Genomic DNA, 11,921 nt, shown 5'->3' with positions numbered 1-11,921 from the left:
TGTACTTCTTTTTGTGGTTTCACTTGCATTTCCTTCTGTGGTTTTACTTGCACTTCTTTTTGTGTTTGTTGCATAGCAGGCTGCTGCGTAATTGGTGCTGATTGATACGTAACTTCTTCCTCGTCTTCTATTCCAAGCGGCGTTGGCGTTGCTGCAAATTCTTTTTGTTGCACTTCTTTTACGTATTGTTTTGGAGGTGCTGAACCTGCTCCAGCATGCTGTTTTACGTGTACACTGTTTGATGGTACTTTAATTTTCATACCTGGCATAATTAAATCTGGATTGCTAAGTTGTGTATTTGTTTTTTTCAACGTATCAAAATCCACTCCGTACTTTTTCGCAATTTTCCAAAGGGTATCCCCTTTTTGCACGATATGAATTTTCAAATTTTCCCCCTCCTGTATAACTTATCTATAAGTAACAAATCTCATGAAGTAACCCTTTCTAAATAACGTTAACCTCTTTTCACTTGTATCACTTCTTCGATTTTCAATATCATTAGAAGCGGAATAAGTATAAGATAATCGCAATGATTTCTTCAAAACAATGTATGCCCATTTTGTTCTCGTTATGATTATATGTACGAAAAAAAGCAACGGGAATCCGCTGCTTTACACACGCTCTAACATACGATTTAATGCAAGAACTGCCTCTTCAGTCACTTGTTTATCTACGCTAATAACGTTAATTTCTTCTCCTTTTTCTATCGTTTCAAGTGCCCATAATAAGTGCGGTAGGTCAATTCGGTTCATCGTTAAACACGGACACATAAAGGGGTTAAGTGAAACAATTTCTTTATCTGGATGTTGTTGAATAATTCGGTTCACTAAATTCATTTCTGTACCAATCGCCCATTTACTTCCGGATGGAGCCGCTTCAATCATATCAATAATATATTTCGTTGAACCTGCATAATCCGAAGCAGCTACAACTTCGTAGCAACATTCTGGATGTACAATAATGTTCATGTCCGGCTGATTTTTCCGTACGTTCTCAATGTTTTTCACTGTAAAATTTTGATGAACAGAACAATGTCCTTTCCATAAAATCACTTGAATTTCTTCTATATCTCCATCGTACTCTAATGAATCAGTATGTGGATCCCATACTGCCATTTTATCTAACGGGATACCTAAGTCGTACGCTGTATTTCTTCCTAAATGTTGATCTGGTAAAAATACGAGACGCTCTTTTTGCGTGAACGCCCAAGATACCATTTGTTTAGCATTAGAAGAAGTTACTGTTGCTCCGCCATTACGACCGCAAAACGCTTTAATTGCAGCCGTAGAGTTTACATATGTTAACGGAATCATTGTATCTCCAAATAATTTTGTGAGCTCTTTCCACGCTCTTTCTGTTTGTTCGATATCTGCCATATCTGCCATCGAACACCCTGCACGCATATCTGGCAAAATAACGATTTGATCATCTGTCGTTAACATATCTGCTGTTTCTGCCATAAAGTGTACACCGCAAAATACAATATATTTCGCCTCTTTATTGCTCGCTGCAACTTGCGCAAGCTGAAGTGAATCTCCTGCTGCATCAGAAAATTGTACCACTTCATCTTTTTGGTAATGATGGCCTGGAATAAATAGTGTTTCCCCCATTTTTTCTTTAATTTCACGAACCCGCTTTTCCATCTCTGCTGTTGACATCGTGTAATAACGCTCTGGTAACATCGTTTCAATCGGTTGTACTTTTTCTAAAATACTCATATTCCTTTCTCCCCCTCTAAGCCACTTTCCTTACGCCTCAATATTGAAACTAATATCAAGTGCTTTCACTGAATGTGTTAATGCTCCAAGTGAAATATAATCTACCCCTGTTTTTCCGTATTTCGATAAATCTTCAATTGTAATGCCTCCTGATGCTTCCGTAACGATGGCACTTGGTACAATCTTTGAAAACTCCCGAATCTCATCTGGCGTACGGTTATCAAACATAATAATATCTGCACCAGCAGCTACAGCTTCTCTCACTTGCTCCTCTGTTTCTGTTTCCACTTCTACTTTCACCATATGTCCTAACCTTTCTTTCACTGATGTAACAGCTTTCGTAATAGAACCAGCAAAAGCAATATGATTATCTTTGATCATGACACCGTCATATAGGCCGAAACGGTGATTAAATCCGCCTCCGCACACGACTGCATACTTATCAAACATACGTAGCCCTGGCATCGTTTTTCGCGTATCACAAATACGTGTATGGCTACTATCTAAGGCACGAACAGCCTCGTATGTCATTGTCGCTATCCCGCTCATACGCTGGATAACGTTTAATATAACGCGCTCTGCCGTTAATAACGATGCGATTGGTCCTTGGACAGTTGCAATTATTTCGCCTTTTTCTACAAGATCTCCATCTTTTTTATGAAGCTCCACTTCAATTCTTTCATCAATTAATTTAAACCCTTCTTCAATGACTAAACATCCCGCAAAGACCCCTGTATCCTTTGCAAGAAACGTTCCTTTTGAAAGTAAATTGTCTGGAAAAATAAGCTGAGATGTTACATCTCTTTCTCCTATATCTTCTAGAAAAAATCGATTCAATGCTTCTTTAACCTTTATCGTATTCATAAAGCCCCTCTTCCTCTCATTACACAAGTTGTAGTTTTCTTTTCACCCGAATGATCTCTTTTTTTACGCTATTTCTATGTGGATAATCACTTCGATAATGGCCACCAATGCTTTCTTCTCTTTGCAAAGCTGATACGACGATAAGCTCACAAACTGTTAACATATTCATAATCGTTATCTCTTCATTTGTAAGAGCATCATGTTGCAATATCATATTTCGAACACCGTACTTACTAAGCCATCTCTTTGCATAAGATAAACTTTGTTCTGTTCGCACAATCCCAACGTATTTCATCATACATTCTTGTATTTCTTCTTTCGCCGGCAAATGATTCAGAACGATAAACTTCTTTTCCTTCTCAGCAAAGTTGTTCAATCTGTCTTTTGTCGCTTTCGTTAAAAGATGCTGTCCTATTCTTTTTCCAAACACAAGACCTTCTAATAATGAATTACTCGCTAATCTATTTGCTCCATGAACACCGTTACAAGCTACTTCACCAACCGCATATAAATGTGGAATGGACGTCTCTCCATCACAGTTTGTTTTCACGCCGCCCATATGGAAATGAGCACCCGGTACGACCGGAATGCGTTTTTCATTTATATGAACACCATTCTTTTTACACAATGATGATACAGTCGGAAAACGTTCTTCAAAATTTTGGATAGACTCGATATTCAAATACACTTTTTCACCCGCCAAAAGCTGTTCATGAATCGCTCTTGCCACTACATCACGCGGTGCGAGATCATGATCTGGATGTATATCCATCATAAAACGCTGCCCTTTTCCGTTTATAAGGACAGCTCCTTCACCGCGGACAGCTTCAGAGACGAGGCCACAGCATCGCCCGCACGCATATAACATTGTTGGATGAAATTGTACAAACTCTAAATCTACGAGCTCTCCGCCTGCGCGGTATACCATCGCAAGTCCATCACCCGTAATTGTTTTATCATTAGAAGTAAAGGCGTATAAACCACCAACCCCGCCTGAGGCTAGCACAGTATAATCTGCATCATAACGCTTCAACTTCCCTTCACTATCTCGCGTTAAAACTCCAACACATTTTTCATTTTCTATAATAAAATCAAGCACCATTTCCTGTTCCACTACCGTAACGTGCGGTGCTACTTCTTGAATGAAATGCTCTAATAAATTCTTTCCTGTTGCATCGCCACCTGCATGTAAAATACGACGCTTCCGATGTGCACCTTCTTTTCCAAGGTGAGGGCCCGTTTCATCACCATCAAATTTCATTCCATTTTCAATGAGATGATTCATTTCTTTCGGTCCTTCTTCAACTAAATAACGAACCGCATCTTCATTGTTATAATGACATCCTGCTACTAACGTATCTTCAAAATGATCATTTGGATTGTCATATGTAGCTACGGCTGCGGCAATTCCACCTTGCGCTAAATATGTATTATTATTACGATTCGTTTCCTTTGTGATAATAATCACATTCTTTTCGTGACAAATCTCTTTTGCAACACGAAGTGCCGCAACGCCACTTCCAATAATTAAGACATCTGCACTTGGCATAATTGTTGCCTCCTACTTTACACTTTTCAACTGTCTTGACACCTATATTTACATAGTTTTAAAATAATGACAAGAGTTTTTTTATAATTCTTATTTTCACTACCATTTAAAAAAATAAAAGAAATGTAACTCTTACTAGAGAGAGGAACTTACATGATGATATATCTTGATTATGCAGCTACTACACCTATGAGCGCGGAAGCATTACAAACATATATGAAAGCGGCATCGCAATACTTCGGAAATGAACAAAGTTTACACGATATTGGAGGAACGGCCTCTTCTTTATTACAAGTTTGTAGAAAAACATTTGCTGAAATGATTGGTGGAAAGGAACAAGGGGTATTCTTCACGAGCGGTGGGTCAGAATCGAACTACCTTGCGATTCAGTCCCTTCTCAATGCCCAAAATAAGAAGCATATTATTACGACACCTATGGAACATGCATCCATTCGAAGTTATTTTCAATCCTTACAATCAAAAGGGTATACAATTACTGAAATTCCTGTTGATAAAAATGGACTCATTCGTTTAATAGATTTAGAAGCGGCTATTACAGAAGATACCATTCTAGCAAGTATACAGCACGGAAACTCTGAAATCGGAACCGTTCAAAATATCGCAGAGATTGGGGCACTTTTAAAAAAATATAACGTTTTATTTCATTCAGATTGTGTACAAACATTTGGTAAACTTCCTATCCATGTTTTTGAGATGGGGATTGATAGTCTTTCTGTTTCAGCACATAAAATATACGGACCAAAAGGTGTCGGCGCTTGCTATATAAATCCGCAAGTTCGCTGGACACAAATATTTCCGGGGACTTCTCACGAAAAAGGATTTCGTCCAGGTACAGTGAACGTTCCTGGCATCGCAGCTTTTTTAACAGCTGCTGAGAATATATTGAAAAATCAACAAGAAGAAAGTTTACGTTTTAAAGAGTTACGCTCTTACTTTTTAGAGCAAATACGAACACTTCCGCTAAAAATTAAAGTAGAAGGTCATTCTACTTCTTGTTTACCACATATTATTGGGGTTACAATAAAAGGAATAGAAGGTCAATATACAATGCTAGAATGTAATCGCCGCGGTATTGCCATTTCTACCGGAAGTGCTTGCCAAGTCGGTAAACAAGAACCTTCGAAAACAATGCTTGCAATTGGAAAAACGTATGAAGAGGCAAAACAATATGTCCGCTTCTCTTTCGGACACCAAACAACGAAAGATCAAATTGATACTACTATTCATGCACTACACACAATTGGAAATCAATTTTATAGAGGTGTTAAATCATAATGAAACAAAATGAACAAAAAAAGATTTTAGGTGAAGAAAGACGACAGCTTATCCTTCAGTGGCTTCTCGCTGCAAATGAACCGTTATCCGGGAATGAGCTATCGAAAAAAACGAATGTAAGTAGACAAGTTATCGTGCAAGATATTTCCTTGCTTAAAGCACGAAACGAACCGATCATTGCGACTGCTCAAGGCTATTTATATTTAAAACCACAAGAGAAACAACAAGCTTTCGAACGCGTAATTGTATGCCAACATAAACCAGCAGAAGTACGTCAAGAACTTACAATGCTTGTTGACCACGGCATCACGATTAAAGATGTAAAGGTTGAGCATCCTGTATACGGTGACTTAACAGCATCCATCATGGTAAGCAATCGCTTTGATGTAGAGCAATATTTACAAAAAATCGAAAACACAAATGCTTCCTATCTTTCGCAACTAACGGATGGTATTCACTTACATACAATTGAAGCAGATTCAAAAGAAAAGTTAGATGCAGCTTGCGAGGCACTAGATAAAGCAGGATTTCTCGTTTATTAATAGCAATTAGAGATATATTAAACGACAACTTATGTTGTTTAAAAAAACAGTTTTAAGGTGTATCAACACTTTAGTTGATACACCTATTTTTTATGACCTTTATCACCATATGCATCTAAGAAACAATTTACTTTAATATAACGCCGTTTCTTTAATTTTTAAAAAATAACGTAATATCAAACAACAATATTTTTTTGAAATTTAATAACTCAAATAAGACAAAGGACGTTGATTTCATCCGTTATTCTTCCTTCTATGAAAAACATCTTTAGATATATTTTAAAACAACAAAATAATAAATTCTCTATATTTTATTTATGCACGTCTCTTTTGGAATGCATTCAACCCATTTTCGCTTATCATTTGGAATACCGTTTTCCATACACTATAATTAGGGTTTGGTTCTTTTCCTTTTCCCATCAATTTGAATTGATGTTCATACCAAGTAAGCTCTAACATAGAAGATATTTTTTTATCTAGTCTTTTCAAACCTGTTCGAATTGGCTTGATCGTAACTGTGTGATAATTGCCATGAATAATCTGATTCGGAAAATCAGGGTTTAATGCAAATAGCTTTCCGACACCAACCATGTCTACAGCTCCACTTTCAATTGCCTCATTCATGCCTTCTTCGGAACGGAAACCACCTGTTACGATCAACACCGCTTGTACGAGTGTTCGAGCCTTTTGAGCATAATCTAAAAAATACGCCTCACGTTTTTTCGTACTTTCGCGTACCCCGTCAAACATCTTAGGATTTTCATAGTTCCCACCAGAAATTTCAATTAAATCCATACCCAAATCGTCCATTTTTTTTAGTACTTTCATCGATTCTTCCTCAGTGAAACCGCCGCGCTGAAAGTCGGCAGAATTTAGTTTTAATCCAATTGGAAATTCCTCACCGACTTGTTTACGAATTTCATAATATGTTTCAATTAAAAATTTCATACGCCCATTTAAATCTCCACCCCATTCATCTTGACGCTGATTATGGTGAGGTGATAAAAATTGATTAATTAAATAACCATGAGCGGCATGGATTTGAACACCAGTAAAACCAGCCTTTTTTGCAATACGAGCGGCATTGCCAAATCGTTTAATTAACTGCCAAATTTCACCTGATGTTAATTCTCTTGGTTTATTAAAGAAATCTTTAATATCACCCGTAAGTGGAATGGCGCTTGGCGCAACTGGATTTTTAGATAATGTTTTCGGGGATTGTTTACCAGGATGATTTATTTGCATCCAAAGCTGCGTACCATTTTGCGTACCAGATTTTGCCCATCTTTTTAAGATATCTAAATCACGCTCATCTTCAATAACGACATTTCCCGGTTCGCCAAGTGCCTCACGATCAATCATGACATTGCCAGTCATAAGTAAACCAGCCCCGCCTTGCGCCCAACGACCGTATAGCTTTACTAGCTCTTCCGTTGGATTATTGTTTTTTGTAGCCATTGTTTCACTCATCGCAGCTTTATAAAAACGGTTTTTCACAGTGAATTTAGTTGATCTATTCATCGGCGTATTTAAAAGAGTCTTTTTCATTTTTTGTATCCTTTCTTTATTTATCCCGCTTTAATGGGCAGTAAGACCCCCACCTCAAAATTCAGCGAAAACAAAGAAGTTAGGTGAGGGGACGGGCTGCCCATTAAAGTCCGATTGGTGAGGGCTGATAATCAGTGGGGATGAAGAACCCCCCCACTAATTAAAGTTTCACTTTATTTGATGGCTCCCAATGCTCAGCAATGTAATCATCCATATTTTGAAGTAAATTCTTTACCATTTTTAAATTATTATTTTCAGGGTCAATGTAATAGAAATTCATCGTCGCAACACGTCTTACATTGACAACCTTTGCATCTTTCAGCACTTTTATATGATGGGAAACTGCAGGACGTGATAAATGTGTTTTACGTGTGATTTCGCCTACTCTCATTCCATCTTCACAGCCTGCTGCAATAAGGGTAATAATAATTGATTGTCGTGTAGAATCCCCAATTGCTGTTAAGACAGTTTGGCATGCCTTAAAATCGTCTGTTAATTTAATTAACTTTTCTACATTCTTCATCCACTGCATCTCCTTTCGTTCAATCAATTAAACCATTCAAATCTTATCATAAATATTTCACGAATAATCATTGGGAAAGAAAATGGAGACCATTGAAATAAGGTTCATTGGCTCAACATATACAAATTAAAAGTATTTGTGATACGATGCTTTAACAAACATTACTGAAATAATCATTTGTTAAGCAATGTTAAGTTGTTTTGTAAAAGAGGGTTATAGTAACGACAAGTAAGGAATATATGTAATTACAATTCCAAAAGTTGCATGAAGACATACGCGCTGGAAATATCTCTAAATAGGAGAGTAAAGGGGCTTTGACAGAAACATTAGTAAAGTTTTATACTAAATAAACATCTAAACGTTCGAACAATTAAACAGGGAGAGGTATCATGAGCAAAAAAACAATAAGCATATTAAGAGAATGTACCCCTATTTTTTCAATTCTGCAGGATTTAAATCGTCAAGACATATTGGTGTTACTGTATGATGAAGGAGAAATGTCTGTAAATCAGATAGTAGACCGACTTTCTTTATCTAGACCAGCTATTTCACACCACTTAAAGCATCTTTTAAACGCAAATCTCGTTACTGTTCAAAAACGTGCTACGGAAAGGTATTATGCTCTTTCTCTTGACAACTCCATTGTATTATTAAAACAACTAATTGAATCATTAGAAACCGATAACCAATTAAAGAAGTAATTAACAAAATAATATGCACAAGAATAAAAGTAGTATTTTACAATGCTACTTTTTTTACAAAGTGAATCAGAAAGTATTTATTGACAAAAATAAAAGAGTCAAATAATATTTTACTTACGAAACGTTCGGATGTTCGAACGTTCGAACTTAGTGACTTTCGAAAATTATTTTTAACATGATAAGGAGGAAACGAAATGACATACAGTAAACAAAACGAATGGCGTGAAATACAAGCCTATTTACCTAAAAAATATCACTTTACAGATAATTATCATCCAACAGAAGAATGGTGGAATTGGAAAGGACATGAGGTACATTTAGATTGTTTTCGGAATGAAAAGGCTCCTGTTAAAGTTATTTTATTACATGGAGTAGGTACGAACGGTAGACAGATGTCGATGATTTTAGGTGGTCCACTTTCAAAAGATGGCTTTGAAACAATCGCTATTGACATGCCTACTTATGGCGTTACAAAAGTAAAAGAAGGATCCGTAGTAAAGTATGATGATTGGGTCGATTTAGCATGTGATTATATCGACTATGAACAAAAACGTGATGATAGACCTATTGTACTGTACGGCTTAAGTGCAGGTGGGATGGAAACTTACCACGTTGCTGCAAAAAATAAGAAAGTTAAAGGAATCATTGGTATGACATTCCTAGATCAAAAAAATCAACAAGTTCGTGACGAAACAGCTAAAAATCTCGTTATGAGTCGTGTTGGAATACCTATGGCAGGCATTGCATGTAACATAGGACTTGAAAACTTTAAGATGAAAATGAGTACAGCTTCTAAAATGAGTGCCTTATGTAATAATGAAAAAGTAATGGAAATATTTAATCGTGATAAGACATCTGCTGCGAATAAAGCAAGCATGAGATTCTTAGACAGTTATGGTAATTACCAGCCTGCAATGGAACCAGAGGATTTTGATATATGTCCTATTCTTTTAACACAACCTGAGCAAGATAAATGGACACCATTACATTTAAGCACTCCATTCCTAAACAAAATAAAAAAAGTAGATGTAAAAATAGTCATGTTAGAAAATGGGGGGCATTATCCAGTGGAACAACCTGCATTAGATCAAATGCATGACGCTATTGTAGAATTTATTTATAAAGTTACAAAATAAATCTATTTATATAAATAAAAATATCAAGAAAAACAAATATTAGCTCGACACCCTTTCGTGTATAGATTTTTTATAGCAAGTCCATTTCATCTAGTAATAAACAAGAACCCAATTTCCCTATTTTAATATGGGAATTGGGTTCTTTTAACATTTAACCCCCCTTATCTTATTGCATGAAATCCATATTGTTTTGGCAGTGCCTCAACTTCATTTTTCTTTTCTTTCAGAAAAATCCACCATATTCTGCGATTTTATTTTTTAAAATGATATAATATTGTAATCAATTGTAAAGGAGATTTCATATGGGAATTGAACTCGTTCACTTTAGCATTGGCAAACCGAAACAAATGAAATATAGCGAAGATAAAGAAATGATTACCGGTATATGTAAAGAACTTACCGAAGAAGCTTTCCTATCAAAAGATGGCTTCCTTGGTGATGATGTAGCAGATTTAAAACACCATGGTGGACCTGATCGCGCCGTTTGCGTGTATCCACACGAGCATTACGCACTATGGGAAGAGGAATTTCAAACAACACTCCCAGCTTCTGCATTTGGCGAAAACATTACTGTAACAAATATGTTAGAGCGTGATGTTTGCATCGGAGATACATACAAATTGGGTGAAGCAATCATTCAGGTGACACAAGCAAGAGTACCTTGTAGCACGATTTCAAAACGCCTCGGCATTCCTGGCATACTGCCGCGCATTGTAGCAACTGGATTTACTGGCTACCTATGCCGCGTTCTTCAGGAAGGTACTGTACGTAAAGATTCAAAAATCACATTACTAGAGCGTCAACCGAGCAATGTTTCTGTCTTGTTCTCTAACGAAATTTATTTTCATAATAGAAAAGATAGAGATGGCATCGAAAAAATTCTTGCTGTTCCAGAACTAGCTGACGTTTGGCGTGGTCAATTAGAAGATCGTCTCGCGAAGTTAAAATAAAGAATCCCACCATTTATAGGTGGGATTTTATTTATCTATCACACGGTATAACCTAACTCCCCCTTATAACCAATAAGAAGAATAACTCCCCAGCACCGTAACAGAAAAACCAAGTGCTTCAAGTTCCATCGTTACGCCTGGCAATAATACGTCATCGTATGCTTTATCGACATCGATTAAGAAAAAGTAATTTCCAAGTCCTGTTTTCATCGGGCGCGATTCGATTTTAGATAAGTTTAATTTTCTCCATGCGAAAGCCGATAACACTTGATATAGTGCCCCTGCATAATCTGCAGGTAACGTTATCATAAGCGTCGTTTTCTCTCCGCGGTTTTCTCCGTTATTTGAGAGTATTGCTTTCTTTTTCTTATGCAGAACGAGGAAACGTGTATGATTGTTTTTATGCGTATGAATACCACTTCTTACAATCGTTAATCCGTATTTTTCTGCAGCCGCTTCATTTGCAATAGCCGCAATTTTTTCTTCAGGATGTTCTTTCACATATTGCGCTGCAGCACTTGTTGATGTCATATCTCGGGCAGTTACCCCTTTTAATTCTTCATTTAAAAACTTATGACATTGTGCAATAGCATGCGGATGAGAATGCACTGCATATACTTCTTCCCACACTTCTGCATACTGCGGATGTACAAGTAAATGTTGCTGAATTGGCACTGTAATTTCTCCTACAATAGAAAGTGGTTGCTCATGTACAAGATAATCAACCGTTATATTCACTGAACCTTCTATGGCATTTTCTAGTGGTACCACTGCATAATCTACATTTCCATTTGCAGCTGCATCAATACAGTCTGGAATCGTTCGATACGGTACATGCTCTGCTTCCGGAAAAAAACGACTCACCGCCATATTTGTAAATGTTGCTTCTGGTCCTAAATATCCTACTCGAATCATCGTCTTTTCCCCTCTTTTTCGTTTTCTTACTGTTATACCATACTTTTTAATATTCTTCTATGTAAATTTCGAATATTAAAAAAAGACTAGCATTTACTAGTCTAAATGTTTCTTATATTCTCTTTGAGCGAAAAAGAAATACATGATGCATGCGGCGATATAAAATAGAATAAACAAAG

The 11,921-nt window shown here is 36.7% G+C and carries 12 protein-coding genes; 5 read left to right on the top strand and 7 right to left on the bottom strand.

Translation table 11 applies throughout. The features are described 5' to 3' along the window. The 4 genes from safA to nadB all read right to left on the bottom strand — a co-directional run. Window positions 1-386: SafA/ExsA family spore coat assembly protein (gene safA / locus MR079_RS25655; protein ID WP_242294868.1), on the bottom strand; the 386-nt coding region annotated here is incomplete at its 3' end. Window positions 387-611: 225 nt separating this feature from the next. Beyond that, the gene (nadA, locus tag MR079_RS25650; RefSeq protein ID WP_139866534.1) at window positions 612-1,718 is read right to left on the bottom strand and encodes a quinolinate synthase NadA; all 1,107 of its coding nucleotides are present in this window, start codon (window positions 1,716-1,718) and stop codon (window positions 612-614) included. A gap of 30 nt (window positions 1,719-1,748) precedes the next feature. Further along, entirely contained in the window at window positions 1,749-2,582 is an 834-nt protein-coding gene (nadC, locus tag MR079_RS25645; protein ID WP_139866533.1) for a carboxylating nicotinate-nucleotide diphosphorylase, read from the bottom strand. Window positions 2,583-2,601: 19 nt separating this feature from the next. After that, a complete protein-coding gene (nadB, locus tag MR079_RS25640; RefSeq protein WP_139866532.1) occupies window positions 2,602-4,131 on the bottom strand; it encodes an L-aspartate oxidase in 1,530 nt (509 codons plus the stop codon). A 153-nt stretch (window positions 4,132-4,284) separates the two neighbouring features. On the opposite strand from nadB, the gene MR079_RS25635 reads away from it, so the two are divergent. Further along, window positions 4,285-5,427, top strand: a complete 1,143-nt coding sequence (locus tag MR079_RS25635) for an IscS subfamily cysteine desulfurase (RefSeq protein ID WP_139866531.1) — start codon at window positions 4,285-4,287, stop codon at window positions 5,425-5,427. Next, entirely contained in the window at window positions 5,427-5,969 is a 543-nt protein-coding gene (locus tag MR079_RS25630; protein WP_000812271.1) for a transcription repressor NadR, read from the top strand. Before MR079_RS25635 ends, MR079_RS25630 begins: the two co-directional genes overlap by 1 nt. Before the next feature lie 315 nt (window positions 5,970-6,284). Here MR079_RS25630 and MR079_RS25625 read toward each other — a convergent pair whose 3' ends face one another. Continuing rightward, complete coding sequence (locus MR079_RS25625) at window positions 6,285-7,517, bottom strand: NADH:flavin oxidoreductase/NADH oxidase family protein (protein ID WP_242269675.1); 1,233 nt, start codon at window positions 7,515-7,517, stop codon at window positions 6,285-6,287. A gap of 160 nt (window positions 7,518-7,677) precedes the next feature. Continuing rightward, complete coding sequence (locus MR079_RS25620) at window positions 7,678-8,040, bottom strand: ArsR/SmtB family transcription factor (protein ID WP_139866529.1); 363 nt, start codon at window positions 8,038-8,040, stop codon at window positions 7,678-7,680. A gap of 389 nt (window positions 8,041-8,429) precedes the next feature. Between MR079_RS25620 and MR079_RS25615 the strand changes: the two genes are divergently transcribed. The 3 genes from MR079_RS25615 (at window position 8,430) to MR079_RS25605 (ending at window position 10,827) form a co-directional block, all read left to right on the top strand. Beyond that, on the top strand, window positions 8,430-8,741 hold the full coding sequence (locus tag MR079_RS25615) for an ArsR/SmtB family transcription factor (RefSeq protein ID WP_000039471.1): 312 nt from the start codon (window positions 8,430-8,432) through the stop codon (window positions 8,739-8,741). A gap of 194 nt (window positions 8,742-8,935) precedes the next feature. After that, on the top strand, window positions 8,936-9,877 hold the full coding sequence (locus tag MR079_RS25610) for an alpha/beta hydrolase (protein WP_139866528.1): 942 nt from the start codon (window positions 8,936-8,938) through the stop codon (window positions 9,875-9,877). A 302-nt stretch (window positions 9,878-10,179) separates the two neighbouring features. Then, window positions 10,180-10,827, top strand: coding sequence for an MOSC domain-containing protein (locus tag MR079_RS25605; protein WP_139866527.1), 648 nt, complete (start codon window positions 10,180-10,182; stop codon window positions 10,825-10,827). A 63-nt stretch (window positions 10,828-10,890) separates the two neighbouring features. Here the strand turns inward: MR079_RS25605 and pheA are convergent, their stop codons facing one another. Then, on the bottom strand, window positions 10,891-11,742 hold the full coding sequence (pheA, locus tag MR079_RS25600; protein ID WP_242269674.1) for a prephenate dehydratase: 852 nt from the start codon (window positions 11,740-11,742) through the stop codon (window positions 10,891-10,893). Window positions 11,743-11,921: the final 179 nt, after the last annotated feature.

Source organism: Bacillus cereus group sp. BfR-BA-01381 (assembly GCF_022663555.1).
GTDB classification, from domain to species: Bacteria; Bacillota; Bacilli; order Bacillales; family Bacillaceae_G; genus Bacillus_A; species Bacillus_A pacificus.
Note: the sequence above shows the minus strand (reverse complement) of the source record. Positions and strands in the feature narration are given on the sequence as shown.

Coding starts and splice junctions, on each gene's coding strand:
- MR079_RS25605 (WP_139866527.1), top strand. CDS start 10,180: ATGGGAATTGAACTCGTTCACTTTAGCATTGGCAAACCGAAACAAATG.
- MR079_RS25625 (WP_242269675.1), bottom strand. CDS start 7,517: ATGAAAAAGACTCTTTTAAATACGCCGATGAATAGATCAACTAAATTC.
- pheA (WP_242269674.1), bottom strand. CDS start 11,742: ATGATTCGAGTAGGATATTTAGGACCAGAAGCAACATTTACAAATATG.
- MR079_RS25610 (WP_139866528.1), top strand. CDS start 8,936: ATGACATACAGTAAACAAAACGAATGGCGTGAAATACAAGCCTATTTA.
- MR079_RS25635 (WP_139866531.1), top strand. CDS start 4,285: ATGATGATATATCTTGATTATGCAGCTACTACACCTATGAGCGCGGAA.
- nadC (WP_139866533.1), bottom strand. CDS start 2,582: ATGAATACGATAAAGGTTAAAGAAGCATTGAATCGATTTTTTCTAGAA.
- MR079_RS25620 (WP_139866529.1), bottom strand. CDS start 8,040: ATGAAGAATGTAGAAAAGTTAATTAAATTAACAGACGATTTTAAGGCA.
- MR079_RS25615 (WP_000039471.1), top strand. CDS start 8,430: ATGAGCAAAAAAACAATAAGCATATTAAGAGAATGTACCCCTATTTTT.
- nadA (WP_139866534.1), bottom strand. CDS start 1,718: ATGAGTATTTTAGAAAAAGTACAACCGATTGAAACGATGTTACCAGAG.
- MR079_RS25630 (WP_000812271.1), top strand. CDS start 5,427: ATGAAACAAAATGAACAAAAAAAGATTTTAGGTGAAGAAAGACGACAG.
- nadB (WP_139866532.1), bottom strand. CDS start 4,131: ATGCCAAGTGCAGATGTCTTAATTATTGGAAGTGGCGTTGCGGCACTT.